This window comes from Serratia sp. LS-1, assembly GCF_003719595.1.
Taxonomy (GTDB): Bacteria; Pseudomonadota; Gammaproteobacteria; order Enterobacterales; family Enterobacteriaceae; genus Serratia; species Serratia ureilytica.
Genome location: NZ_CP033504.1, coordinates 3,884,359 through 3,907,796, shown reverse-complemented (window position 1 = coordinate 3,907,796; position 23,438 = coordinate 3,884,359). Strand labels below are relative to the sequence as shown.

Here is a 23,438-nt window from a genome sequence, read left to right as displayed (position 1 = left end):
ACAGAGGAGAGGCGGGATGAGCTTACTGAAAAGGTTGTTGGGGCAAGGCGGTATTAACGGCGGTCATCGGCGCGCGGGCCACGGCGGTGGCCACCATGGCAACCGCTATAGCCAGCATGGCGAACAGGGGCCGCAGTGCCCGGAATGCCGGGCCGTGAATAAGCCGGGCGCGCGTTATTGTCACCGCTGCGGCCAGCCGTTTGCTGCGGTGAGCGCCACCTGCGGACAGTGCGCCGCGCCGTTGCCGCCGGGCAGCCGCTTTTGTCCGCAGTGCGGCGGCGGTGTGCCGTGAATCGGGGCGGCTGGACGGTCGCGCTGCTGCTCGGCACCATGGCGCTGTGGACGTTGCTGGCCTGGGGCGTATCCGGCCTGCTGACCTGGCTGCCGACGTTGGCGGAGGCGGCCGGAAACGCAACGTTGCCGGTGAACGGTGCGCTGAGCCTGGTGCCGCAGACGGTGTTGGACACTTGGCTGCCGTGGCTGAAACAGCTGGGCAGCGGGCTGGCGAGCTATTTTCCTCTGCTGCTGGCCTGGGCGGGCTACGCCGTCTGGCTGCTGTGGGGCATCGGCATGTTGGCGCTGATGCTGCTGGCCGCGCTGGCGCGCCGCTATTTAAGCGCTGCTCAGCGATAACCCTGATAGACCGCCGCTACGCGTTCGAAATAGTCGGTTAAATAGTTGATGCACACCTGTACCTTCAGCGGCAGTTTGTCCTTCTCGGTATAGAGCGCGTAGATCGGCCGCGGATCCGAATGGTAGCTTTTGAACAGGATCTCGATCTCGCCGCGTTTGATCTCTTCGATCACCCACATCAGCGGGGCGTAGGCGATGCCGGCGCCGTTTTTCAGCCAACGGATCATGGTGGAGGAGTCGTTGGTGACGAAGCGCCCCTGCGGGGAAATGCGCGTGGTGATGCCTTCCGGCGACATCAGTTCGAATTCGCTGTCGGGCCGCACGCTGTACTCCAGCCAGGAAAAGTTGACCATGTCGCTCGGCTTCTGCGGCGTGCCGTGCTGGCTCAGGTAGCTTTTGGCGGCGCACACCACCATCGGCATCTGCCCCAGGCGGCGCGAGAACAGACTCGAGTCTTGCAGCGCGCCGGTGCGGATCACCAGATCCAGACCGTCGGTGATCAGATCCGGCGCCGGTATACCGGTCACCAGGTTGACCGTCAGACCCGGGTACTCTTTCATCATCTCGGCGGTCATGTTCGCCAGCACGTTTTGCGCCATGGTGGACGAGCTGCCGATGCGCAGCGTGCCGGCGGGCGTATTGTTAAACGCGTACAGCTGCTCATGCACTTCGCTGACTTCCTGCAGCATGCGTCGGCAGCCCTGATAGTAAATCTTGCCGGCCTCGGTTAGGCCGATGCTGCGCGTGCTGCGGTTCAACAGCTTGACCTGCAGCTCATTTTCCAGTTTCGAGACGGTTTGGCTGATCGATGAAACGCTCATGTCGAGTTGGCGCGCGGCCGCGGTAAACGACCCGAACTCAACCACTTTGGCGAATACCGACATGCGTTTTAATCTTTCCATTATTCACTCTGGCTTAAAAGTGATTTAGATCACAGATTGTTGATGCCTTGATAGTAAGCAGGCTAATATAACGTGGTCGGGTGAATAGACCTCACCAACGTGCGAGAGCGAGCGGCGACGTCATCCTGCCGCTCCTCCGGCACCCTCGCAATCCCTGTCGTGGATGTCTGCCCCAAAGTTTAACCTTTTTTCGGGTTCGTGACCTGGACAAGCTGCCTGGTCAAGATTTGTGGCGCGCGCACGCTAAAATGTAAAGAGAATGTGAATGGCGAGACCTGTCTTTCCCCGGCGCAGTGAACAATAAGGAAAAAGTGATGAGTTTGCTTCCGGTTATGGTCATCTTCGGACTGTCGTTTCCGCCGGTGTTTTTCGAGCTGCTGGTGTCGCTGGCGCTGTTTTTTCTCTTGCGCCGCCTGCTGCAGCCGACGGGGATTTACGATTTTGTCTGGCATCCGGCGCTGTTTAATACCGCGCTGTATTGCTGCTTGTTTTATCTGATTTCGTGTCTTTTTGTTTGAGGTCGCTGTGAAAAATTTTTCGATAAAAATAACCCGAATCGCGATCACTTTGATTCTTGTGCTGCTGGGCATTGCCGCGGTATTCAAGGCCTGGGTGTTCTACACCGAGTCGCCGTGGACGCGTGACGCCAAGTTTACCGCCGACGTGGTGGCGATCGCGCCGGACGTCAGCGGCCTGCTGACCGACGTGCCGGTGGTGGACAACCAACTGGTCAAGAAAGGCCAGGTGCTGTTCGTGGTCGATCGGCCGCGTTATGAGCAGGCCTTGGCGGAAGCCGGCGCCGACGTCGCCTACTATCAGACGCTGGCGGCGGAAAAACGGCGTGAGGCCGGCCGCCGCGTGAAGTTGGGCGTACAGGCGATGTCGCAGGAAGAGATTGACCAGTCGAACAACTCGCTGCAGACCGTGCAGCACCAGCTGGCGAAGGCCATTGCGGCTCGCGAGCTGGCGCAGTTGGATCTGGAGCGCACCACGGTGCGCGCCCCGGCCGATGGCTGGATCACCAACCTCAACGTACACGCCGGTGAATACATCACCCGCGGGTCGGTCGCGGTGGCGCTGGTGAAGAAAGATTCCTTCTACATCCTGGCGTACCTGGAAGAGACCAAGCTGAACGGCCTGAATAAGGGCGATCGCGCGGAGATTACCCCGCTCGGCAGCAACCGCATCATGCACGGCACCGTCGATAGCGTGGCGGCGGCGGTGAACAACAGCAGCAGCACGGTGAACAACAAAGGGTTGGCCTCGATCGACAGCAACCTGGAGTGGGTGCGCCTGGCGCAGCGCGTGCCGGTGAAGATCCTGCTGGACGCCAAGGACCAACAGCATCCGTACCCGGCCGGCACCACCGCCACCGTGGTGATCGTCGGCAAGAACGATCGCAATGCCGACAGCGGCTCGCCTTTTGTGCGCCTGATGCACCGGCTGCGTGAGTTCGGCTAATGAGCAGCCCAACCTTTATCCGGCTGAGATTTGCCTTCAAACTCAGCTTCGCGATTGTGTTTGCGCTGTTCGTCGGCTTCCATCTTAATCTGGAAACCCCGCGCTGGTCGGCGATGACCGCCGCCATCGTCGCCGCCGGCCCGGCCTTTGCCGCCGGCGGTGAACCCTTCTCCGGCGCCATTCGCCATCGCGGCTGGCTGCGCATCATCGGCACCTTTATCGGCTGCTTCGTCGGCCTGCTCATCATCATCACCACCGCCCGCGCGCCGGTAGTGATGCTGATGCTGTGCTGCATGTGGGCCGGTTTCTGCACCTGGCTCTCTTCGCTTATCAAGGTGGAGAACTCCTACGCCTGGGGGCTGGCCGGCTATACCGCGCTGATCATCATCGTGACGGTCGCCACCAGCGAGGCCCACCTGCTGGAAGCGCCGCAGTTCGCCATCGAGCGTTGCAGCGAGATCGTGCTGGGGATCGTCAGCGCCGTGTTGGCCGATCTGCTGTTTTCGCCGCGTTCGATCAAGCAGGACATCGATCGGGCGGTGGATAAGCTGCTGGTGGATCAATACCGCCTGATGCAGATGTGCATCAGCCATGCCGATAAAGAGGACATCGACCGCGCCTGGAGCAATCTGGTGAAGAGCACCACGGCGCTGGACGGCATGCGCAACAACCTGATGATGGAATCCTCGCGCTGGCAGAAGGTCAACCGACGGGTGAAAGCGCTGCATACCCTGTCGCTGACGCTGATCACCCAGGCCTGTGAAACCTATCTGATCTTGTTGAATCACCCGCAGGCGCTGAAAGAAAGTTTGCGGGAACAGCTGATGGTTCCGGCGGAGACCCCGCAGGAGATCCACAAGCGCATGAAGCTGTTGCGTCAGGTGCTGACCACGCATCGCTCCGAGGAAACGCTGCCGACCATCACCGGCTGGGTCGGCGCGGCGACGCGCTACCTGCTGCTGTCGAAAGGCGTGCACACCAACTGCAGCATCAGCGCGGTGGAAGAGGGCGTCTTGAGCAACGAAACCGTGGTCAAGCCGACCTCGGCGGAAGGGCATCACGCGATGATCAACGGTCTGCGCACCTTTGTGGCGACGGCCTTCGGCTGCCTGCTGTGGCTGTGGACCGGCTGGACGTCCGGCAGCGGTTTTATGGTGATCATTGCGGTGATCACCTCGCTGGCGATGCGCACCCCGGCGCCGCGCATGGTGGCGATGGATTTCGTGCTGGGCATGCTGGCGGCAATCCCGGTCGGTTCTCTGTTCTTCATGGTGATCCTGCCGGCGACCCAGCAGAGCATTTTGCTGCTGTGTCTCAGCCTCGGCCTGCTGGCGTTTTTCATCGGCATCGAGGTGCAGAAGCGGCGGCTCGGTTCGCTGGGGCTGTTGGCGGGGACCATCAACATTCTGGTGCTGAGCAACCCGATGGAGTTCAACGTGACCCAGTTTCTTGACGGGGCGCTGGGCCAGTTCCTCGGCAGCTGCGTCGGGCTGATGGTGCTGCTGCTGATCCGCGATAATTCGCGCGAACGCACCGGCCGCACGTTGCTCAACCAGTTCGTCAGCAGCGCGGTGTCGGCGCTGACCACCAAGGCGGCGCGCCGTCGGCAAAACCACCTGCCCGCGCTGTATCAGCAGCTTAATCAGCTGCTGATGATGTTCCCGAACGACATCGCCAAGTATCGTCTGGCGCTGAACCTGATCATCGCCCACCAGCGCATGCAGCGAGCGGAAATTCCGGCCAGCGAAGAGCTGTCGGCCTTCCACCGCCAGATCCGCAGCACCGCCGATCGGGTGGTCTCCGCCAAGAACGACGTCAAGCGCGCCTACTACTACGATCGCTTGCTGGGCGAAATGAACGAGTACCAACAGAAGCTGGTCGACAATCAGGCGCCGCTCAGCGTCACCGGGCCGGTGAAACGCCTGGCCGACATGCTGCACCGCTATCGCCACGCCTTGATCGATTGATGCGTTCCCTCCTGTTGCGCCGCGCTGTGCGGCGCCTTCCCTGACTATACTGTAAGCAGTCGTTGTTCGGCGGGCCGTCTCAGAGCAGGCGGCTCGTTTTCAGAGAGACTCCGAGTGCCAGAACGGCTGGAAAGTGGCATCATTGACATGAATGGATGAAACCCTCACCGCCGCGAAAACGCAACGTGTCGGTCATCTTAGTTTCATCCAGGTCGACTATATACCTAACTAGCCTGGGGGAGCTGCGGCGCCTCCGGCGGCATAATTTCAGGGAATGTCATGAACAAGCGGATTCTGTTGGCGATTGTCATCGCCGTGGTCATCGCCGTCTTCAGCGCGTTGCGCGGCAACGAGCACCGTGCGATCGGCGGCAATGCGACGGTGGTGCAAGCGCCGGCGGGGCAGCAACAGAGCATCGATCGGCTCACGCAGCAGCAAACGGTGGTGAGTTACCTGCAGCAGCATCAGCGGCTGCCGGATTATTACATCACCAAGAAGCAGGCGCGCGAGCAGGGCTGGGACCCGCGTTCAGGCAACCTCTGTTCGGTATTGCCGGGCAAGGCGATTGGCGGCGATCGATTTTCTAACCGTGAAGGGCAACTGCCGAGCGCCGGCGGCCGGGTCTGGCGTGAAGCGGACATCAATTACCAGTGTGGCCGGCGCGGCGCCGATCGCCTGCTGTATTCGAGCGACGGTCTGATCTTCGTCTCGCGTGACCATTACAAAAACTTCATTCGTGTGGAGTGAGTTTGATGGCAAAAGTAGAGTTTGATTTTGAGCAGATCCAGGATGTGCCGGCCTTCTACCGCGATTTCGCGCATAAGTTTGCTCTGGACGAGGGGTTTGGCGCCAACCTCGACGCGCTGTGGGACGTGGTGACCGGCGATATCGGTCTGCCGGTGGAAATCGAGTTCACCCACCTCAATGCCCGCAGTAAACGTCGTTTTGGCGCGATCATTCTGCTGTTTGAAGAAGCGGAAGAAGAGCTGGAAGGCAGCCTGCGTTTCAATATCCGCGAAAGCAGCGGTGAACCGGCGCATCACCGGGGATGAAACGGGTTCATCCCGGGATGGCGGCGGCGTTTAGTCAGCCGCTTCGGCCAGCTCGCGCAGGTATTGGAAGATCTGGCGGTAAGCCTTAGGCGGCTTGTTGGCGGCCTTCTCTTTCTGCGCATTGCGCACCAGTGAACGCAGCTGTTGACGATCGGCGGCCGGATACAGATCCAGAATCGACGGAATGACGTCATCGCCTTCTTCCACCAGGCGGTCGCGCAGCGCTTCCAGCTTATGGAACAGCGAAACCTGTTGGTTGTGGCGGTTTTTCAGCTTGTCGAGCGCGGTCTGGATCGGCTCGATATCGCGGGCGCGCAGCATCTTGCCGATCAGCTGCAGCTGACGGCGACGGCCTTCTTTCTTGATCTTCTGCGCCAGCTCGATGGCGGCGCGCAAATCTTCGTCCAACGGAATGCGATCCAGCGCGTTTTTGCCCAGATCGACCATTTCGGCCCCCAGGTCTTTCAGCGCTTCGGCATCACGTTTAATTTCACTTTTACTGACCCAGATAATCTCGTCATCGTCCTCGTTTTCATTCTCCGGGACATCGTCGAGCCAGTCTTCAGGCTGTTTGTTCATGGTAGGCTCCGTTAAAAAGAGGCTAATCCTAACAGGTTGCCGGCTTTATGCGAAATTCAACGCGGTTCCTGTTAGACTCAACGGCAGAGATCTCAGGATTTTTGCGCGCCGCCCCGCGTGCACAACTACGCCGCTCCGGCACTTTTCTCAACGATTTTCTGATTAATTATGGCAGATTGATGAAAGTAGTCACTCAAGTTGCAGAACAGCGCAAGGCGCTGGAACAGGCCGTTTCTCAGGCTCTGGAGCTGGCACGCGCCGGTTCCGACGCGGCGGAAGTCGCGGTCACCAAATCGACCGGTATCAGCGTCAGCACCCGCTTCGGCGAGGTGGAAAACGTCGAGTTCAATAGCGATGGCGCGCTGGGCATCACCGTGTATCACCGTCAGCGTAAAGGCAGCGCCTCTTCCACCGATCTCAGCCCGGATGCCATCGCCCGCACCGTACAGGCGGCGCTGGACATCGCGCGTTACACCTCTGAAGATCCCTGCGCCGGCCCGGCGGAGAAAGATTTGTTGGCGTTTGAGGCGCCGGATCTCGATCTGTTCCACCCGACCGAGCTGGACGCCGAGCGCGGCATCGAGCTGGCGGCGCGCGCTGAGCAGGCTTCGCTGGCGGCGGACAAACGCATTACCAACACCGAAGGCGGCAGCTTCAACAGCCACTACGGCATCAAGGTGTTCGGCAACAGCCACGGCATGCTGCAAAGCTACTGTTCCAGCCGTCATTCGCTGTCTAGCTGCGTCATTGCGGAGCAGGACGGCGACATGGAGCGGGATTACGCTTACACCATCGGCCGTGCGATGGGCGATCTGCACAGCCCCGAGTGGGTGGGGCAGGAGTGCGCCCGCCGCACGCTGGCGCGTCTCGCGCCGCGTAAACTGTCGACCATGAAGGCGCCGGTGCTGTTCGCCTCCGAAGTGGCCACCGGGCTGTTCGGCCATCTGGTGGGGGCCATCAGCGGCAGCAGCGTCTACCGCAAATCCACTTTCCTGCTGGACGCGCTCGGCAAGCAGATCCTGCCGTCGTGGCTGACCGTCGAGGAACACCCGCATCTGCTGAAAGGGCTGGCGTCAACGCCGTTCGACAGCGAGGGCGTGCGCACCCAACGGCGCGATATCGTCAAGGATGGCGTGCTGCAAACCTGGCTGATGACCAGCTACTCGGCGCGCAAGCTGGGCCTGCACAGCACCGGCCATGCCGGCGGCATCCATAACTGGCGCATTGCCGGGCAGGGCGCAGACTTCGCCGGCATGCTGAAACAGCTTGGCACCGGCCTGGTGGTCACCGAATTGATGGGCCAGGGCGTCAGCGGCGTCACCGGCGATTATTCTCGCGGCGCCGCCGGTTTTTGGGTGGAAAATGGCGAGATCCAGTACCCGGTCAGCGAGATCACCATCGCCGGCAACCTGAAAGACATGCTGCGCAACATCGTCAGCGTCGGCAGCGATATCGAAACCCGCAGCAATATCCAGTGCGGTTCGGTGCTGCTGCCGGAAATGAAGATCGCCGGCCAGTGATCCTCTGTGCGGTCGGCGTCCGCCGGCCGCGCGTTATCCCGTCTCAACCTTGCTTACAAATCTCCGGTTTCGATTTTGCCCGGCCTTGCCTATGGTAGCGGTGGGTTAACTAAAACAATAACTGGAAGGTGAGCAAACATGCAGAATACCCTGAAAGCGCTGGCGGCGTTGACGCTGCTGGCGGCCAGTTCGCTGGCGGCCGCCGCCGATCTGGGCGACGATATGGACACCCTGGCGGAAAACTACAAAACGGTGCTGAATACCGACTCCGCCGCCACCCTCAAACAGAGCCTGCAGAACATGCGCGCCGCCGCGCAGGATGCCAAGCAGGGCACTCCGCCGAAACTGGAGAGCAAAGCCGCCGACAGCCCGGAGATGAAAGATTTCCGCAGCGGGTTGGATACCCTGATCGGCCAGATCGATCAGGCGCTGGCGCTGGCCAATCAGGGCAAAGTCGCCGAAGCCAAGCAGCTGGCGCAGGGCTTCAAGCAGACCCGCGACGCCAACCACAAGAAATTCCGCTAACCCGTCAACCGTCGCGCCCGTCTTCCGTCAGATAGGAGGAGGGCGCCTGCCCCAGCACGCGGCGAAACATGGTTGAAAACGCCGCGCTGCTGTCATATCCCATCTCCATGGCCACCTGCGTCACGCTGCGCCCTTCGGCCAGCAGCGCCAACGCCAGCACCACGCAGGCGCGCTGACGCCATTGCGAAAAAGGCAGGCCGGTCTGCGCGCGAAAGAAGCGGCTGAAGGTGCGAATGCTCATGTACAGACGAGGGGCCCATTGCTGCGCGGAGTCGTGGGCGTCGGGGTGCTGCAAAAAGGCGCGGCACAGCTCGCCCAGCCGAGGATCGGCGGGCAGCGGGATGTGCAACGGCAAGGGTTGCAGCCGGGCCAGCTCGTGCAGCAGCAGCGTCGCCAGCGCCCCGTCGCGTCCCTCCCGCTCATACTCCAGCGGCATGTCCACCGCCGCCATCAACAGTTGGCGCATCAGCGGGGTGACGCTAACCACCTGGCAAACCTGAGGCTGTTCGGCGGGCAACGCGCCCGGTTCGAGGTACAGACTGCGGGTAGTGACGCCGACCATTCTCACCGCGTGCGGCATCTGTGGCGGCAGCCACACCGCGTGCTGCGGCGGGACGATCCAATTGCCTTGCTGCGTGAAAACGTGCATGACGCCGGTGGCGCCGTACAGCAACTGCGCGCGCCGGTGGCTGTGCATCGGCAGCAAATGCCCCGGCGGATAATCGGTGCCGATGGCGATTACCGCGCGCGCTACGTGGTCGATGTCATCAATGCGGACGTTGCGCATGTGTCCCCTTTGGCGGCAGGTTGGCCGAAACGCAATGATAGTTGGCCTTTCATATAAAGCAAGCCAGCGGCGGTCGCCCTACTATCGGGGCAGAAAAATAACGCTTGTCCGGGGCGCCGTTATTTTATCGGCCATAAAGCCCGCGCAAGTTTTCACACCGGGGTGAGAAGAAGGTTTTCGTTCTCGCAATACAAGAAGTTAATAAGGAATAAATCGTCATTTTATTCCAACACCTGAAGCAATAGTTCTTAGCGCAGTTCAATGACTATAAGGTGATATTTCATGTATAAGTTCGGTGTGATTGGCGGCGGAGCCGCCGGCATCTCTTTTGCGTATAACTTTATAAAAAATAAGTCGGTTAATCATTGCAAAAGGCCGCTTTCCCTGACGGTGTTCGACAAGCAGGGCTTCAAGGGCGGTATGGCATACAGCAGCGATTTTGACAGCCATATATTAAATATGACGCCAGAAAATATGTCGGCGGATATTTTCGACGACGCGCACTTCGTTGATTGGATCGCCATGCATTTCCCGCAGTTTTGCCAGGATCGTTATCCGCCGCGTTGGCTGTATCGGGAATATCTCGATTTTATTCGCGACATGACGATGTATATGGCGGCGGACAGCAACGTGGCGCTGAATTTCGTGACCGCCGAAGTGAATGCCATTGCGCCGCACGAGGCAGGCTATCGGCTGACCACCGCCTGCGGCGCCGCCGAACAGATGAACGCGCTGGTGTTGTGTTCGGGGCATAACCCGCCGGAATGTCTCTATCCGGTGGACGGGGTGATCGCTTATCAGGCCCACCGGGATCTGCCGCCGATCAACCCTTACTCAACCATCGGCGTGATCGGCTGCAGCCTGACGGCGATCGACGCCATCGTTGAACTGATGGAGCGCCTGGGGGCCACCGATATCTGCGCCCTGTCGCGTTCGGGCCTGTTCCCCAGCGTGCAACCGGCGTTGATGCGTCCGCCGCCGGAGGCGTTTGTTGAGGGGCTGCGGCGCTTTGTCGCCGGTAACGATTTTATTGATGCGCATCAGCTGGTGCATGCGGTCAACGCCGCGCTGGCGCGTCACTATCCGGGGCCGGAACGATTGACGGTGCTCTCGGCGCTGGGGGAAAGGCGCGATTGCTACCGCGATCTGGCGGACAGCCTCGACCGGGCGCGCTTTGCCCGGGAGCACATCTGCAGCTACCTGGCGGCGATCCATCCGACGGTGTGCGCCGCCTGGGTCAAAATGGATGCCAACAACCGGCAGATCTTCATGCGCTTTTACAACTCCTCCTGGATGCGCAATCGGCACGCCATGCCGATCAAGAACGCCTACAAGATCGTGGCGGCGTTGGAGAGCCAACGCCTGCGCGCCTGCGGTGGCCTGGCGGATATCAGCAAGGGGGCGGACGGATTTATCCTTCGTTGCCATGAGACGCGGGTGCATGCGCAGTATCTGTTCAACTGCACCACGCCTTCTTATCAACTGCCGCCCAACCGCCTGAGCCATCAACTGCTGCAAGACGGGGTGGTGCAGGAGAACCTGTTCGGCGGCGTGAAGTGCAACCCGCACACGCTGAAAATCGCCGATCGCCGCGGCCGCGAGCAGCATCTCTACTCGCTCGGCGCGCCCGCCAAGGGCGACCTTTTTTACACCTCGGCGATGGAATCCATCACGCGAGATATCAGCAAAATCGTGTTTAACAACCCTATTTTCAACGCAAAGAAGGCTGAAGCATGAAAAACGTAGCGCTCTTTGTCGGCAACGACATTTTCTCCTGGCTGGTATGTCAGGATCTGATCGCCGCCCTGAAAGGCGAGTGTGCTTTTACGGTGTATTTCCCCCTGGCGAAAAGCGGCGGCCGCGCCCAGGAGCCGGCGGTTCGCCGCCTGGGGCTGTATGAGCGCGAGGTGCTGAACGATTTCGTGTTCCCGTTCGTTGGCCGCAACGCCGCCGCCTGTGAGGGCGCCTATCAGCCGCCGGCACTGTTCCTGGCCGCCGCCGGGGTCAAAGCGCATCGCGTTCTCGACATCAATGACGCCGCGTTTATCAGCAGCCTGGGTCATATGGACGGGGTGATTTCTTTGCGCTGTTATCAGAAATTTTCCGCCGACTATGTGCGCGCCTTCAGCCGGCGCGGCAAGCTGCTGTGGAACCTGCATCCGGGTGACTTGCCGCGCTATCGCGGGGTGATGACGTTGTTCCGCGCGATGATGAACGGTGACAAGGACTGTGCGGTGACGCTGCATGAAATGGACGAACATTGGGATGCCGGCCCGGTGCTCGCCCGCCTGCCCGCCGAGCTGCGCCACGACCTGTCGTTCCTGGAAAACATGATGTTGCTGGGCGTGCAGAGCGGCACCTTCCTGGCGCGCCAGCTGATGCGGGCGGAACGGAGCGAAGCGATAGCGGCGGAAAAGCAGGGCGATTCGCGCTATTGGGGCTTCCCGGATGCGCAGACGCTGGCGCAGGCGGAACAGGCGGGCATTGAGCTGGTGGATCACGACGCCGTGCGCGAGCAGTATCTGGGGCTGTTTGTCGGCGATCGTTTCCACCCGCTGGCGGGGCAGTTCTGCGCCGGGTTCGACGACTTCGTGCGGGCGCACGGCCATGATTGAAATGTTAATCGTTCTGGGTGCCGGTTTTCTGACCGGCATCACCACCATTCTGTTTGGCTTCGGCGGCGGCTTTGTGGTGGTACCTTTCGTTTACCATTTGATCTCCGCCTCAGGCGAGCAGCCCGGCCAGGCGATGCATATTGCGGTGGCGACCTCGACGGCGGTGATGATCCTCAACGCGGGGTACGCCACCCTGACCAACTGGCGCAGCGGCAACCTGCTGCGGGAAACCATCGTGCCGCTGATCTTTTTCATCGGCATCGGCGCGGCGCTGGGCGCGTTTGCCTCCTCGCTGCTGGCGGACGGCGTGATCCGCGTGCTGTTCGTGGCCTATATGGCGGTGACCATCGCCGACTGTCTGTTCCGCCGGGGGTTCCTGACCAAACCGGCGCGCGCTGAACTTTCCCCTGCCACGCTGTGGGGCGGCGGGCCGCTGATCGGCGGCATCGCCACACTGCTGGGGGTGGGCGGCAGCGTGATGACCGTGCCGCTGCTGCGCCGCCATGGCTATGACATGAAGTATTGCGTCAGCGCCGCCAACCCGCTGTCGATCCCGGTGGCGGTGATCGGGGCGCTGATGTATATCGTGTTGGGGTGGCGCGAGATGAGCGGGCCGCAGTATCTGGGCTACGTCAATCTGAACATTCTGGGGCTGCTGGTGGTGGCGGGGATTGCGGGGATCGTGTTTGCCAGGCGCTGTTTGCCGAAGGTGAGCGATGCGCTGCATGCCAAAATCTATGTGCTGCTGCTGATCGCCGTGCTGATCGCTATCTGCCTCTGAAACAGAAAGGGCGGCCGGATGCCGCCCTGAGAACCGCTTAACGGTGGTATTCGCCCGCCGCTTCCGGCTGGTACAGCAATTCCAGCACTTCAATCCGCGCTTCTTCACCGTTCGGCAATTGCCAGGAGATCTGCTTGCCGACGTGCATGCCGAGCAGCGCTGCGCCCAGCGGCGCCATCACCGACAGCTGATCGTGGCTGTCTTTCAGCGAGGCCGGGTAAACCAGCGTGCGCACGTGCTCTTCATCGGTGTGCAGATCGCGAAAACGCACGCGGCTGTTCATGGTCACCACGTTGGCCGGCATTTTCTCCGGCGGCAGGATTTCCGCGCGATCCAACTCGTCGTTCAGCGCGGCGGCGACGTCGGTGTTGGCAAAGGCCGGTTGTTCCAATAGCGCATCCAGGCGTTCCGCATCCAGCTCATTAATAGTAATGATGGGTTTGGTCATTCCACTCTCCAGTCAAATCAAAGGGCGCCAGTCTGTGCACCCATAAATTCGGAAAAACAACACAAAGCAACACCCCCGCGCCAGAGGAGCGGGGGTGTGGGTAATGTCGATTTGTCCCATTGATAGTAGGCGGTTGGGGCGAGAAAAGAAAGAGATCCCGATCACGAAGGCTTTTATCGTCAATCGAGGCAAAAAAAACCGTTAGCCGGGTTATGTAATTGTTATCTCATTTACTTTTTCGCCTTAGCGCCGTTTTGCGAAATGGATCTCCGCGCGTCATTCGATTTCCACTTCGAACTGGAAAAAACCGGTCTCCACAGAAAATCTTACCGGGGGTAGGGTAAAGACATCACAGAAAGCGGGTTATTCAGGTGATGCGCTTTACGGCTTACTGATTAATGTGGGATCTAGGGGTACTGAAAAGTGAATGATGGATCTGCTTCGATAAAAGAAATTGAACAATCCGATATCAGCGAAGCCGGTGAGATCACCGCTCGGGTGCTGGCGGATATTACCGCGATGCTGAATGCTGAGAATATTTATACCAATGCGGTGCAGCAACAGATGCTGGAGTCGCATATTCGCGCCATGGTGCTGCGCTCAATAACCGGTGAGCCGTTGCCGGAGGTGGATAAATCACTGTTCGACGAAATTTCCGCCGAGTCCATGCAAATGGCGGAGCGCGTGGTGGATCAGTTTGGCACATTGCCTATCGAAGAAGCCTATTTGCTTTCAGTGCACTTCGAAGTGGCGAAAGATAATAACGCATAGCGGTTAACGCATCGATTTCAATCAGGAGAATATACCATGGGTCAAATTACCGTAGTGATCGGCGATCGTTTGGGAAAAGGGCAAAAAGTCGGCCAGGGCGTTGAAAACGCAGGCGGAAAAGCGGTGGTTATCCCCGGCGTGGCGGCGGATATGAAGCTGGGCGACGTCATGAAAGCGGAAAACGCGCAGCTGGGCATCTCTTTTTGCGGCAGCGGCGGCGCCGGCGCGATTACCGCGCAAACCAAATACGGCTACAAAGCCAAATACGGCATGCGTTCGGTGGAAGAGGGCGTGACGGCAATTAACGAAGGCTGCAACGTGCTGGGGTTCGGCTTTATGGATAAAGAAGAGCTGGGCCAGAAACTGGTGGAAGCCTACGTCAAAAAACATGGCAACCCATAATGAAAGAGCAATATACCACATCGGTAAAGGTGGAGGGTAAAGGCGACAGCAAAGCGAAAGCTTTTGCTTCCGCCTTGGCTAATGTGCAGGGCGCGGTATTAAAGTCCACCAACAATATTCTGCTGCGCATCGAGCCGCAGGACGTCAGCGTGGTGAAAGCGGAAGAGAAAATAACAAAAGAGAAATTTCTTTTCTTCTTTTTGCCGCGTGAAAGAAAGAGCTATGCCGTTTCTCTGGAAATAACCGTGAACGTAACCATTATCAATACCGAGAAGGTTGTCTTCGTCACGAAATAAAAACGTTAGCATAAATGAAAGGGTATACTGATGTTTTTAATCATCTTATTTAAATCGATTATTATCGGTGGGCTGGTGGGGGTTGGCGTAGGGGCCGGCGCCGCACGCATGTTCCACGCGCCGACAACACAGGGCATGGGGGCGTTTCGCACCCTGGGCGAGCTGAACTCCTGCGAGGGCGATCCGGCTTCCCACTTCTCATTCGGTCTGGGCTTCTTCTTCAACGCCTGGGCGTCTTCCGTGGCGGCGGGCTCCTTCACGCAGGACGTCGATCACCGCATCATCCCGCACTGGGGCGCGGCGGCCCTGATGGTCAAGAACCGCAATCTGGCGCAAACGCTGCACGATCCGAAAAAAATGGCCATCGCCTGCGGCATCATCGGCATGCTGGTGGTGGCCTTCCTCAATACCACCGCTTCCGCCGTGCCTGCCGCGCTGCAGGTCACCGCGATCAAGGTGCTGGTGCCGGCGGCCAACCTGCTGGTGAACACCGTGATGCCGGTGATCTTCTGGCTGGCGGCGATCGACGCCGGGCGCCGTTCCGGCTTCTGGGGCACCATTTTCGGCGGCCTGGCGCAGCTGATCATGGGCAACGCCGTACCGGGCCTGGTGCTGGGCATTCTGATCGGCAAAGGCGTGGAAGAGAGCGGCTGGAACAAAATCACCAAGATCATGATGGCGGTGATCGTGCTGCTGTTCGTGCTGAGCGGCTTCTTCCGCGGCTTCGACATGAAAGTTCTCGAGTCCTTCAGCCTCGGCGTGCCGGGCTGGCTGGACGCCATTCACAACACCCTGAGCGGTAAATAAGGAGCGGGATGATGGAAGAGCAAACCCAAAAAGGCTTCTGGTACGCCGACTGGTCATTCCCGATTTTTGTTGGCCTGCTGTCCTCCGGCGTGTTCGCCGGGACGCACATGTACTACCTGTACGGCATCGGTGCCTTTAACGAAGTGGCCTTCGTCTCCATGCTGCGGGCGGGGATGGATACCGGCGTGTACGGCGCTGTGGCGGCGTTCGGCGCCAGCTTCCTGTTCGCGCGCATCATCGAAGGTTCGCTGGTGGGCATCCTCGACATCGGCGGCGCGATCCAGACCGGCGTCGGGCTGGGCGTACCGGCGCTGCTTTTGGGGGCCGGCATCGTGTTCCCGGTCGCCAACTTCGCCGCTTCGCTGGCCACCGGCCTGATCATCGGCCTGGCGATCGGTTATGTGATCATTCTGGCGCGCAAATTCACCATCAATCAGAGCAACTCCACCTACGGGGCTGACGTGATGATGGGCGCGGGCAACTCCTCGGGCCGCTTCCTCGGGCCGTTGATCATCCTGTCGGCGATGACCGCCTCGATCCCGATCGGCATCGGTTCGCTGCTCGGCGCGCTGCTGTTCTATATCTGGGGCAAACCGATCACCGGCGGAGCGATCCTCGGCGCGATGATCCTGGGGGCGATCTTCCCGGTAGCCATTTCTTAAGAGGCCTGCGCCAGGCGCCGCCCGAAACTGCGGCGGCGCCCGGGCTAACAGGAGCAATGCGGTATGTATGACTTAGTAATCAGAGGCGCCAGACTGGCGGACGATACGCTGATCGATCTGGCGGTGAAAGACGGCAAAATAGCCTCGGTGGGGCGGTTGGCGGCGGACGTCAACGCCGTTCGCCAACTGGATCTGGCGGGCAACTGCCGCCTGAGTGCCGGTTGGATCGATGCGCACGTGCACTGCTATCCCGAATCGCCGATTTACCATGACGAGCCGGATCGGGTCGGCGTCGCTAGCGGCGTCACCAGCGTGGTCGATGCCGGCAGCACCGGCGCCGACGATATCGACGCTTTTTATCAACTGACGCGCAGCGCCAAAACCAACGTTTTCGCCTTCCTCAATATCTCGCGCATCGGCCTGCTGCGGCAGAACGAGCTGGCGGAGTTGACGGACATCGACAAGCGCGAGGCCGGCCAGGCCATCGCCAACCATCCCGGTTTCATCATCGGCATCAAGGCGCGCATGAGCAGCAGCGTGGTGGGCAAGAACGGCACCCGGCCGCTGGTGTTGGCCAAAGAGATCCAGCAGGAAAACCGTCGGCTGCCGCTGATGGTGCATATCGGCAACAACCCGCCGGATCTGGACGACATCGCCGATCTGCTGACCCGTGGCGACATCATCACCCACTGCTACAACGGCAAACCGAACCGCATTCTGACGCCGGCGGGCACACTGCGCGAGTCTATCCAGCGCGCGCTGCGGCGCGGCGTATTGCTCGACGTAGGGCACGGCACCGCCAGCTTCAGCTTCGAGGTGGCGCGCCAGGCGATCAAACTGGGCATTTTGCCGCACACCATCAGCTCCGATATTTACTGCCGCAACCGCATGAACGGGCCGGTGCACAGCCTGGCGACGGTGATGTCCAAATTCTTCAGCGTCGGCCTGACGCTGCCGCAGGTGATCGCCTGCGTGACGGAGAACGCCGCGTCGGCGCTGCAGCTGAGCGGCAAAGGGCGGCTGGAGCCGGGCTATGACGCCGATTTCACGCTGTTTGAGCTGCGCCGCGAACCGCAGGTGTTCGCCGACGCCGAAGGGCAAACCGCCGAGGGCGAACGGCTGCTGGTGCCGCTGGCCGCGGTGGTGGCCGGGGAAATCCTATTAACCGAACAAGGGGAGGCAAGCCATGTCTTCGATTTATGAAAAATACGGTTTGAAGCAGGTGATCAACACCTCCGGCCGTATGACCATTCTCGGCGTTTCTACGCCGCGCCAGGACGTGATCGACGCCGTTGATTACGGCCTGAACCACTATTTCGAAATCAAGGATCTGGTCAACAAGACCGGTGCCTACATCGCCGATCTGCTCAACGTGGAAGATGCGGTGATCGTCTCCTGCGCCTCGGCGGGCATCGCCCAGTCGGTGGCGGCGGTGATCGTTAAAGATAACGCCAATCTGCTGGTGAACCTGCATTCGGCGCCGATCGCCGTGCCGCGCGAGATCGTGCTGCCGCGCGGTCAAAACGTCAACTTCGGCGCGCCGGTGGACACCATGGTGGCACTGGGCGGCGGCAAGGTGGTGGAGGCGGGGTACGCCAACGAATGTTCGCCGGAGCAGATTGAAGCCTGCATCACGCCGCAGACTGCGGCGATCCTGTACGTCAAATCGCACCACTGCGTGCAGAAAAGCATTCTGTCCGTCGAGCAGGCGGCGGTGGTGGCGCGCAAACATAACCTGCCGCTGATCGTCGACGCCGCGGCGGAAGAAGATCTGATGTGTTACTACCAGATGGGGGCCGATCTGGTGATCTACAGCGGCGCTAAAGCCATCGAGGGGCCGACCAGCGGTCTGGTTGTCGGCAAGAAACAGTACGTCGAGTGGGTGAAGCTGCAATCCGGCGGCATTGGCCGGGCGATGAAGGTCGGCAAAGAGGGCATCCTCGGCCTGACCCAAGCGATTGAAAGCTATCTGACGCTTGAGAAAACCACCGGGCAACAGATGGTGGAGCGGATGACGCCGTTCCTCGACAGCCTCAACACCCTGACCGGCGTCAGCGCCAGGACCGTCTGGGACAGCGCCGGCCGCGATATCGCTCGCGCCGAGATCGCCTTTGACGAAGCGGTGCTGGGGCGGTCGACCTATGACATCGTCCAGGCGTTGAAAACCGGCGATATCGCCATCTACTTCCGCGGCTACAAGGCCAACGAGGGCAAGATTGAGGTCGACGTGCGCAGCGTCGACGAGCGGCAACTGATGACCGTCTTTACCTGTATCAAAAATCTGTTTACGGAGAAACAAGCATGAAGCTGCAGCCTAACTACTATCGCGACCGCGTCTGCCTGAACGTGCTGGCCGGCTCCAAAGCCAACGCGCAGGACATCTACGCCGCGGCGGAAGGCCATGTGCTGGTGGGCGTGCTCTCCAAGAACTACCCGGATGTCGATAGCGCGGTGACCGACATGCTGCGCTATGCGCGCCTGATTGAAAACGCGCTCTCGGTCGGCCTGGGCGCCGGCGATCCGAAGCAGTCGGCGATGGTCAGCCTGATCGCTCAGCAGGTGCAGCCGCAGCACGTTAACCAGGTGTTTACCGGCGTCGGCGCCAGCCGTGCGCTGCTGGGCCAGAACGACAGCGTGGTCAACGGCCTGGTGTCGCCGACCGGCCGCGTCGGTTGGGTGAAGATCTCTACCGGCCCATTGAGCGCCGCGGCGCCGGACGGCATCGTGCCGGTGGAAACCGCCATCGCCCTGCTGAAAGACATGGGCGGCAGCTCCATCAAGTATTTCCCGATGGGCGGCCTGAAGTGCAAGGACGAGTACCAGTACGTAGCCAAGGCCTGCGCCGAGCATGACTTCATGCTGGAGCCGACCGGCGGCATCGATCTGGAGAACTTTGAGCCGATCGTCGAGATCGCGCTGGCGGCCGGCGTGAAACGCGTGATCCCGCATATCTACAGCTCGATCATCGACGCCGCCAGCGGCGATACGCGTCCGCAGGACGTGAAAGCCCTGCTGGCGATGACCAAAAAGCTGGTGGGTTGAACGCGTAATGGGATGAGGTAAACGCTGGGAGGCGAAGGTTTTCCCGTGGCGCGGCATGCCGCGCCGTTACCTATATTGAGGACTACTATGCGAAACTGGCAGGCTCCAACCCGACGCACCGCGTTGTTTATAGCGCTGCTGGCCGTGACCGGCCCGACGCTGCATGCTGAGGATGCAATGAACTCCACGTCATCTCATTTTGCCTATATCGGCACCTACAATCCCAACGGCGAAGGCGTTTACCGGGTGCGGGTCGATCCGGCCAGCGGCGCGTTGAGCCAGGTTACGCTGGTCAGCAACGTGCCGAATCCGGCGCAGCTGACGCTGGGCGTCGGCGGCAAGACGCTGTATGTCGCCAGCGAAGTGGCCGATTTCAACGGCGGCAAGCACGGCGGCATCACCGCCTACCGGATCAATCCGGCCGATGGCGCACTGACGCAGCTCAACCAGGTGGATTCGCAGGGGGCGGGGCCGGTGTATCTCACCTCGACGCCGGACGGGCGGCATCTGCTGGTGGCGAACTACGTCAGCGGCAGCGTGGCGGTCTTCCCGATTGAAGCGGACGGCAGCCTGGGCGCCGCCAGCTCGGTGCAGCAGCAACAGGGCCCGGCGGGCGCGGCCAAACCGGCGGCGGCGGTGAACGGCAGCTTCGCCATCAGCGATCACAACGGCCCGCATGCCCATATGATCGCCAGCGATCCGAGCGGCAAGTTCGTGTTCTCCACCGATCTGGGGTTGGATCGCATCTACCAATGGCGCTTTGACGCCGCGAGCGGCCGGCTGACGCCGAACGATCCGCCGTGGATCGCCGCCTCTTCCGCCGGCGCGGGGCCGCGTCACTTTGTGTTCCATCCGGACGGCGAAACCGTGCTGCTGGTGAACGAAGAGGCCTCGACGTTGACCAGCTACCGTTTTGATCGCCAAAAAGGTACTCTGAAACAACTGCATGCGGTTTCCGCGCTGCCCGCCGACTATCAGGGCACCAGCTTCGCTTCGGGGTTGGCGCTCAGCAAGAACGGCGACACGCTGTACGTCGCCAACCGGCTGCATAACAGCATTGCCCAGTTCAGCGTGGGCGCTGGCGGTGAGTTGAAACCGGTAGCGGAAACCTGGACCCGCGGCGATTATCCGCGTTCGCTGGCGCTGAGCCCGGATGGCCGCTATCTGTATGCGTTGAACCAGCGCAGCGATAACGTCACCCGCTTCAGCGTCAACCCGACGGACGGCAAACTCAGCTTTGTGGGCGGCTATCTGCCGATCGGCAGCCCCTCGCAAATGGCGTTCCTGCCGCCGCCGAAGTAACCCGTGGCCCGCCCGGTTCACCGGGCGGGCCGCCTGATTGACGGACACAGAATGGTGCGATTTCCTTACCCGCGTTTGGCTTACTTGTTCGATGCTTTGCAAACCGAGACGTTGCCGCAGGATGAGCTGGCGAAGCGTTTCGCCGTGTCTACCCGCACGGTGCGGGCGGATATCACCGCGCTGAACGAGATCCTGGACAAATACGGCGCGCGCTTCGTGCATAGCCGCGGGGCCGGCTATCGTTTGCAGGTCGATAATGCTGCGCTGTTCAGCGCCCTGCAGCATCAGGAGCGCCGCAAACACGCCACCCCGCGCAGCGCGCAGGAGCGGGTGCATTATCTGCTGGTGCGTTTTTTGACCTCAGCCTTCTCCCTCAAACTGGAAGATTTGGCTGACGAGTGGTTCGTCAGCCGCGGCACGCTGCAAAACGACATGGCTGAGGTGAGAGAGCGTCTGGCGCACTATCAATTGACGATCGAAACCAAGCCGCGTTACGGCATGAAGCTGTTCGGCGCGGAGATGGCGATCCGCGCCTGCCTGACCGACCTGCTGTTCCAGCTGCAGCTGGCCGACGCCGAGAACCCGCTGCTCAACAACGAGATCCTGCTGCAGCCGCAGGTGGCGGCGTTCGCCGGCTTGCTGCACCCGCTGCTGTCGCAATATGCCATTCGTCTGACCGACGAGGGCGAGCAGTACCTGATTTTCTACTGCGCGGTGGCGCTGCGGCGCATCAACGATGGCTATCCGCTGTCGGACTTCGAGGTGGAGGACGGCGACGAGGCGGTGCGCCAGGTGTCGACCCGCCTGGCGGCGGAGCTGCGTGCGGCCTCCGGCAAAGAGATCTCGATGGCCGAAGAGGCCTATCTGCGGGTCAATATCGCCGCGCGCCGCGTGCAAGACGTGCAGCCGACCGAAATCAACGCCGACGATGAAGAAGCGCTGGTGGACTACATCCTGTCCTACATCAACGCACACTATAACTACAACCTGCAGGGCGACGAGCAGCTGCGGGCCGATCTGCTTACCCATATCAAGACCATGATTACGCGGGTGAAATACCAGATCAACATCCCCAATCCGCTGTTGGCCAACATCAAGCAGCACTATCCGATGGCTTACGACGTGACGCTGGCGGCGGTCTCCAGCTGGGGCAAGTACACGCCTTATACGCTGAGCGAGAACGAAATCGGTTATCTGGTGCTGCACATCGGCGTGGGGCTGGAGCGACATTACAACATCGGTTATGAACGCCACCCGCAGGTGATGCTGGTGTGCGACACCGGCAACTCGACGGTGCGGATGATCCAGGCGCAGATTGCGCGCAAGTATCCGCAGCTGGTGATGACGCGCATCGTCTCGCTGCGCGATTATGAGATGCTCGCGCACATCGACGAAGACTTCGTGATTTCCAACGCCCGCATCGGCGAAAAGAACAAGCCGGTAGTGGTGATGTCGCCGTTCCCGACCGATTATCAGCTGGAGCAACTGGGCAAACTGGTGCTGGTGGATCGCACCCGACCGTACATGCTGGAGAAGTTCTTCGACGCCGAGCATTTCATGGTGCTCAACGAGCCGCTGACGCAGGCGGAACTGTTCAGCCGGGTGTGCGGCCAGCTGGAGCGGGAAGGGTACGTCGGCGCGGACTTTTATCCGTCGGTGGTCGAACGCGAGGCGATCGTCTCCACGCTGCTGGGCGAAGGCATCGCGCTGCCGCACTCGCTGGGGCTGCTGGCGAAAAAGACCGTGGTGGTGACGCTGCTGGCGCCGCAGGGCGTCGCCTGGGGCGAGGGCGAGGTCGCGCACGTGATTTTCCTGCTGGCGATCAGCAAGAGCGACTATGAAGAGGCGATGGCGATCTATGAGCTGTTCGTCACCTTCGTGCGTGAACGCTCAATGAGCCGCCTGCTGGGCAGCGACAGCTTCGACAGTTTTAAGGCGGTGGCGCTGGACTGCCTGAGCCGGAGTTGAGGGGGATTAATCCGCTTCCGGCAGGAACAGGGCTGGGGGCAGATTGAAGCGTTTGGCCAGCGCCATAATGTGCGGAATGGTCAGCGATCTTTTGCCGTTCAGGATTTGGTTGACCAACGACTTTTTGCCGATCTCATGTTCAAAATCACTTTGGCTGAGTTGGTGCTGTTCCATCAATACGCGAAGCGCGGCCACCCCCTGCGGGAGTTGGGCGATACGCTGGTTGAATGCGGTAAATTCGGCGCTGTTGTCTTCATATTCGGCGATTTTTTTTGCCAACATGTCAATCAGCGGATGGCGTTCATCGTTTTCCAGCAGATATTCCACCAATTCGAGCGCTTCTCGGTAGTCTTGCTGAGCGTGGCTGCCCTGCAATAAGGGTACGGCGCGCAGTAGCGCATCGGCCGCCTTAATGGCATCTGTAATCATGACGAACTCCTTCGATAGTGCTGCATCAGCTTGTCGTATTCGGCGTGGCTAACGATATGCTTTATGAAGACTTTCTGTGTCTCGAAGCTGGCAAAGAACAAGATCCGCAGGTGGTTGCCGCCGACGTCAATGACCCACCATTTCTCTTTGTACTTCATACGATCGAGCGAAGGAAAAAGCGCTTTTAACTCGTCCGGCGTGCGGAACTCGCCCCGTCGCAACGCTTTATAAATGGCCTCGAGAGCAGTGGCTTCATTGGGATATTGCTTCGTTGCGTTATTGAACGGTTCCCTGGAAATGATATGCATCGTTCCTTCGATTCCTACCCGGTGAACATTATAGCGACTGCCGGTGAAGTTCACAAATTGTAAACTTTCTGTTGTCCCGCAAGCAAAGCGTGGGGAAACATCCGCCTGTTGTCTGTTTTTGCGTTACACACTATTGCGATTACCGTGGTGGGGGTAAATCCATGACGTGAATTTACAGGCG

28 protein-coding genes are annotated in these 23,438 nt (G+C 60.4%); 22 read left to right on the top strand and 6 right to left on the bottom strand.

The features are described from left to right. Nucleotides 1-16 precede the first annotated feature (16 nt). Nucleotides 17-292, top strand: coding sequence for a zinc ribbon domain-containing protein (locus EDY99_RS18650; protein WP_033644459.1), 276 nt, complete (start codon nt 17-19; stop codon nt 290-292). Then, nucleotides 289-633, top strand: coding sequence for a hypothetical protein (locus EDY99_RS18645; protein WP_046687884.1), 345 nt, complete (start codon nt 289-291; stop codon nt 631-633). The genes EDY99_RS18650 and EDY99_RS18645 overlap by 4 nt, the downstream gene beginning before the upstream one ends. Here the strand turns inward: EDY99_RS18645 and aaeR are convergent. After that, nucleotides 624-1,535: an HTH-type transcriptional activator AaeR gene (aaeR, locus tag EDY99_RS18640; protein WP_004936950.1), complete on the bottom strand. Its 912-nt coding sequence runs from the start codon at nt 1,533-1,535 to the stop codon at nt 624-626. The two genes, EDY99_RS18645 and aaeR, sit on opposite strands and share 10 nt — an antisense overlap. Nucleotides 1,536-1,849: 314 nt before the next feature. On the opposite strand from aaeR, the gene aaeX reads away from it, so the two are divergent. The 5 genes from aaeX (at nt 1,850) to EDY99_RS18615 (ending at nt 6,015) form a co-directional block, all read left to right on the top strand. Beyond that, a complete protein-coding gene (aaeX, locus tag EDY99_RS18635; RefSeq protein ID WP_004936952.1) occupies nt 1,850-2,053 on the top strand; it encodes a p-hydroxybenzoic acid efflux pump operon protein AaeX in 204 nt (67 codons plus the stop codon). Nucleotides 2,054-2,060: 7 nt separating this feature from the next. Further along, on the top strand, nt 2,061-2,996 hold the full coding sequence (gene aaeA / locus EDY99_RS18630; RefSeq protein ID WP_033644462.1) for a p-hydroxybenzoic acid efflux pump subunit AaeA: 936 nt from the start codon (nt 2,061-2,063) through the stop codon (nt 2,994-2,996). Next, nucleotides 2,996-4,963 carry a p-hydroxybenzoic acid efflux pump subunit AaeB gene (gene aaeB / locus EDY99_RS18625; protein WP_033644464.1) on the top strand — a complete coding sequence of 656 codons (1,968 nt, stop codon included), beginning with the start codon at nt 2,996-2,998 and terminating at the stop codon, nt 4,961-4,963. The genes aaeA and aaeB overlap by 1 nt, the downstream gene beginning before the upstream one ends. Nucleotides 4,964-5,242: 279 nt before the next feature. Next, entirely contained in the window at nt 5,243-5,710 is a 468-nt protein-coding gene (locus tag EDY99_RS18620) for a ribonuclease (protein WP_046687882.1), read from the top strand. Nucleotides 5,711-5,715: 5 nt separating this feature from the next. Continuing rightward, a complete protein-coding gene (locus tag EDY99_RS18615) occupies nt 5,716-6,015 on the top strand; it encodes a barstar family protein (RefSeq protein ID WP_033644909.1) in 300 nt (99 codons plus the stop codon). 30 nt (nt 6,016-6,045) lie between these two features. Here the strand turns inward: EDY99_RS18615 and yjgA are convergent, their stop codons facing one another. Continuing rightward, nucleotides 6,046-6,594, bottom strand: a complete 549-nt coding sequence (gene yjgA, locus EDY99_RS18610; RefSeq protein ID WP_004936968.1) for a ribosome biogenesis factor YjgA — start codon at nt 6,592-6,594, stop codon at nt 6,046-6,048. 179 nt (nt 6,595-6,773) lie between these two features. Here yjgA and pmbA point away from each other — a divergent pair, with 179 nt between their 5' ends. Both pmbA and cybC read left to right on the top strand, forming a co-directional pair. Beyond that, nucleotides 6,774-8,114, top strand: coding sequence for a metalloprotease PmbA (gene pmbA / locus EDY99_RS18605; RefSeq protein WP_042785444.1), 1,341 nt, complete (start codon nt 6,774-6,776; stop codon nt 8,112-8,114). 138 nt (nt 8,115-8,252) lie between these two features. Beyond that, nucleotides 8,253-8,639, top strand: coding sequence for a cytochrome b562 (cybC, locus tag EDY99_RS18600; protein WP_033644470.1), 387 nt, complete (start codon nt 8,253-8,255; stop codon nt 8,637-8,639). A gap of 4 nt (nt 8,640-8,643) precedes the next feature. On the opposite strand, the gene EDY99_RS18595 is transcribed toward cybC, so the two are convergent. Continuing rightward, entirely contained in the window at nt 8,644-9,426 is a 783-nt protein-coding gene (locus tag EDY99_RS18595; protein ID WP_033644472.1) for a helix-turn-helix domain-containing protein, read from the bottom strand. A 282-nt stretch (nt 9,427-9,708) separates the two neighbouring features. Here EDY99_RS18595 and EDY99_RS18590 point away from each other — a divergent pair, with 282 nt between their 5' ends. The 3 genes from EDY99_RS18590 to EDY99_RS18580 are packed head-to-tail and all read left to right on the top strand — an operon-like array spanning nt 9,709 to nt 12,822. Further along, nucleotides 9,709-11,163, top strand: coding sequence for an FAD/NAD(P)-binding protein (locus tag EDY99_RS18590; protein WP_089195224.1), 1,455 nt, complete (start codon nt 9,709-9,711; stop codon nt 11,161-11,163). Continuing rightward, nucleotides 11,160-12,041, top strand: a complete 882-nt coding sequence (locus EDY99_RS18585; protein WP_033644476.1) for a formyltransferase family protein — start codon at nt 11,160-11,162, stop codon at nt 12,039-12,041. The genes EDY99_RS18590 and EDY99_RS18585 overlap by 4 nt, the downstream gene beginning before the upstream one ends. Beyond that, nucleotides 12,034-12,822 (top strand): sulfite exporter TauE/SafE family protein, encoded by a 789-nt coding sequence (locus tag EDY99_RS18580; protein ID WP_033644477.1) that lies wholly within the window; start codon nt 12,034-12,036, stop codon nt 12,820-12,822. Before EDY99_RS18585 ends, EDY99_RS18580 begins: the two co-directional genes overlap by 8 nt. A gap of 37 nt (nt 12,823-12,859) precedes the next feature. On the opposite strand, the gene rnk is transcribed toward EDY99_RS18580, so the two are convergent. Then, nucleotides 12,860-13,270 carry a nucleoside diphosphate kinase regulator gene (gene rnk, locus EDY99_RS18575; RefSeq protein WP_004936993.1) on the bottom strand — a complete coding sequence of 137 codons (411 nt, stop codon included), beginning with the start codon at nt 13,268-13,270 and terminating at the stop codon, nt 12,860-12,862. Nucleotides 13,271-13,714: 444 nt separating this feature from the next. On the opposite strand from rnk, the gene EDY99_RS18570 reads away from it, so the two are divergent. The 10 genes from EDY99_RS18570 (at nt 13,715) to EDY99_RS18525 (ending at nt 22,520) form a co-directional block, all read left to right on the top strand. Further along, the gene (locus EDY99_RS18570) at nt 13,715-14,041 is read left to right on the top strand and encodes a glycine dehydrogenase (protein WP_089192640.1); all 327 of its coding nucleotides are present in this window, start codon (nt 13,715-13,717) and stop codon (nt 14,039-14,041) included. A gap of 36 nt (nt 14,042-14,077) precedes the next feature. Continuing rightward, nucleotides 14,078-14,443: a glycine-rich SFCGS family protein gene (locus tag EDY99_RS18565; RefSeq protein WP_004937000.1), complete on the top strand. Its 366-nt coding sequence runs from the start codon at nt 14,078-14,080 to the stop codon at nt 14,441-14,443. Then, a complete protein-coding gene (locus tag EDY99_RS18560) occupies nt 14,443-14,739 on the top strand; it encodes a DUF4312 family protein (protein WP_004937003.1) in 297 nt (98 codons plus the stop codon). The genes EDY99_RS18565 and EDY99_RS18560 overlap by 1 nt, the downstream gene beginning before the upstream one ends. A 30-nt stretch (nt 14,740-14,769) precedes the next feature. Beyond that, a complete protein-coding gene (locus EDY99_RS18555; protein ID WP_004937006.1) occupies nt 14,770-15,546 on the top strand; it encodes a DUF4311 domain-containing protein in 777 nt (258 codons plus the stop codon). A gap of 11 nt (nt 15,547-15,557) precedes the next feature. Then, nucleotides 15,558-16,208, top strand: a complete 651-nt coding sequence (locus EDY99_RS18550; protein ID WP_004937013.1) for a DUF4310 family protein — start codon at nt 15,558-15,560, stop codon at nt 16,206-16,208. 63 nt (nt 16,209-16,271) lie between these two features. Continuing rightward, nucleotides 16,272-17,411 carry an amidohydrolase/deacetylase family metallohydrolase gene (locus tag EDY99_RS18545; RefSeq protein ID WP_123061990.1) on the top strand — a complete coding sequence of 380 codons (1,140 nt, stop codon included), beginning with the start codon at nt 16,272-16,274 and terminating at the stop codon, nt 17,409-17,411. After that, a complete protein-coding gene (locus EDY99_RS18540; protein WP_123061989.1) occupies nt 17,395-18,513 on the top strand; it encodes a DgaE family pyridoxal phosphate-dependent ammonia lyase in 1,119 nt (372 codons plus the stop codon). Before EDY99_RS18545 ends, EDY99_RS18540 begins: the two co-directional genes overlap by 17 nt. Further along, nucleotides 18,510-19,250: a KDGP aldolase family protein gene (locus tag EDY99_RS18535; RefSeq protein ID WP_046687877.1), complete on the top strand. Its 741-nt coding sequence runs from the start codon at nt 18,510-18,512 to the stop codon at nt 19,248-19,250. Before EDY99_RS18540 ends, EDY99_RS18535 begins: the two co-directional genes overlap by 4 nt. Nucleotides 19,251-19,337: 87 nt before the next feature. Beyond that, a complete protein-coding gene (locus EDY99_RS18530; protein WP_123061988.1) occupies nt 19,338-20,552 on the top strand; it encodes a lactonase family protein in 1,215 nt (404 codons plus the stop codon). A 51-nt stretch (nt 20,553-20,603) separates the two neighbouring features. Further along, nucleotides 20,604-22,520 (top strand): transcription antiterminator, encoded by a 1,917-nt coding sequence (locus EDY99_RS18525; protein ID WP_033644486.1) that lies wholly within the window; start codon nt 20,604-20,606, stop codon nt 22,518-22,520. Between the two features lie 6 nt (nt 22,521-22,526). Here the strand turns inward: EDY99_RS18525 and EDY99_RS18520 are convergent, their stop codons facing one another. Both EDY99_RS18520 and EDY99_RS18515 read right to left on the bottom strand, forming a co-directional pair. Further along, a complete protein-coding gene (locus EDY99_RS18520) occupies nt 22,527-22,949 on the bottom strand; it encodes a type II toxin-antitoxin system HigA family antitoxin (protein WP_033644489.1) in 423 nt (140 codons plus the stop codon). Continuing rightward, nucleotides 22,946-23,257 carry a type II toxin-antitoxin system HigB family toxin gene (locus tag EDY99_RS18515; RefSeq protein WP_004937033.1) on the bottom strand — a complete coding sequence of 104 codons (312 nt, stop codon included), beginning with the start codon at nt 23,255-23,257 and terminating at the stop codon, nt 22,946-22,948. The genes EDY99_RS18520 and EDY99_RS18515 overlap by 4 nt, the downstream gene beginning before the upstream one ends. Nucleotides 23,258-23,438: the final 181 nt, after the last annotated feature.

Excerpts from the sequence above, each read along its gene's own strand:
- EDY99_RS18650 (WP_033644459.1), top strand. The coding sequence starts at position 17 with ATGAGCTTACTGAAAAGGTTGTTGGGGCAAGGCGGTATTAACGGCGGT.
- aaeR (WP_004936950.1), bottom strand. The coding sequence starts at position 1,535 with ATGGAAAGATTAAAACGCATGTCGGTATTCGCCAAAGTGGTTGAGTTC.
- aaeX (WP_004936952.1), top strand. The coding sequence starts at position 1,850 with ATGAGTTTGCTTCCGGTTATGGTCATCTTCGGACTGTCGTTTCCGCCG.
- aaeB (WP_033644464.1), top strand. The coding sequence starts at position 2,996 with ATGAGCAGCCCAACCTTTATCCGGCTGAGATTTGCCTTCAAACTCAGC.
- EDY99_RS18620 (WP_046687882.1), top strand. The coding sequence starts at position 5,243 with ATGAACAAGCGGATTCTGTTGGCGATTGTCATCGCCGTGGTCATCGCC.
- EDY99_RS18615 (WP_033644909.1), top strand. The coding sequence starts at position 5,716 with ATGGCAAAAGTAGAGTTTGATTTTGAGCAGATCCAGGATGTGCCGGCC.
- yjgA (WP_004936968.1), bottom strand. The coding sequence starts at position 6,594 with ATGAACAAACAGCCTGAAGACTGGCTCGACGATGTCCCGGAGAATGAA.
- pmbA (WP_042785444.1), top strand. The coding sequence starts at position 6,774 with ATGAAAGTAGTCACTCAAGTTGCAGAACAGCGCAAGGCGCTGGAACAG.
- cybC (WP_033644470.1), top strand. The coding sequence starts at position 8,253 with ATGCAGAATACCCTGAAAGCGCTGGCGGCGTTGACGCTGCTGGCGGCC.
- EDY99_RS18595 (WP_033644472.1), bottom strand. The coding sequence starts at position 9,426 with ATGCGCAACGTCCGCATTGATGACATCGACCACGTAGCGCGCGCGGTA.
- EDY99_RS18590 (WP_089195224.1), top strand. The coding sequence starts at position 9,709 with ATGTATAAGTTCGGTGTGATTGGCGGCGGAGCCGCCGGCATCTCTTTT.
- EDY99_RS18585 (WP_033644476.1), top strand. The coding sequence starts at position 11,160 with ATGAAAAACGTAGCGCTCTTTGTCGGCAACGACATTTTCTCCTGGCTG.
- EDY99_RS18580 (WP_033644477.1), top strand. The coding sequence starts at position 12,034 with ATGATTGAAATGTTAATCGTTCTGGGTGCCGGTTTTCTGACCGGCATC.
- rnk (WP_004936993.1), bottom strand. The coding sequence starts at position 13,270 with ATGACCAAACCCATCATTACTATTAATGAGCTGGATGCGGAACGCCTG.
- EDY99_RS18565 (WP_004937000.1), top strand. The coding sequence starts at position 14,078 with ATGGGTCAAATTACCGTAGTGATCGGCGATCGTTTGGGAAAAGGGCAA.
- EDY99_RS18560 (WP_004937003.1), top strand. The coding sequence starts at position 14,443 with ATGAAAGAGCAATATACCACATCGGTAAAGGTGGAGGGTAAAGGCGAC.
- EDY99_RS18555 (WP_004937006.1), top strand. The coding sequence starts at position 14,770 with ATGTTTTTAATCATCTTATTTAAATCGATTATTATCGGTGGGCTGGTG.
- EDY99_RS18550 (WP_004937013.1), top strand. The coding sequence starts at position 15,558 with ATGGAAGAGCAAACCCAAAAAGGCTTCTGGTACGCCGACTGGTCATTC.
- EDY99_RS18545 (WP_123061990.1), top strand. The coding sequence starts at position 16,272 with ATGTATGACTTAGTAATCAGAGGCGCCAGACTGGCGGACGATACGCTG.
- EDY99_RS18540 (WP_123061989.1), top strand. The coding sequence starts at position 17,395 with ATGTCTTCGATTTATGAAAAATACGGTTTGAAGCAGGTGATCAACACC.
- EDY99_RS18535 (WP_046687877.1), top strand. The coding sequence starts at position 18,510 with ATGAAGCTGCAGCCTAACTACTATCGCGACCGCGTCTGCCTGAACGTG.
- EDY99_RS18530 (WP_123061988.1), top strand. The coding sequence starts at position 19,338 with ATGCGAAACTGGCAGGCTCCAACCCGACGCACCGCGTTGTTTATAGCG.
- EDY99_RS18525 (WP_033644486.1), top strand. The coding sequence starts at position 20,604 with ATGGTGCGATTTCCTTACCCGCGTTTGGCTTACTTGTTCGATGCTTTG.
- EDY99_RS18520 (WP_033644489.1), bottom strand. The coding sequence starts at position 22,949 with ATGATTACAGATGCCATTAAGGCGGCCGATGCGCTACTGCGCGCCGTA.
- EDY99_RS18515 (WP_004937033.1), bottom strand. The coding sequence starts at position 23,257 with ATGCATATCATTTCCAGGGAACCGTTCAATAACGCAACGAAGCAATAT.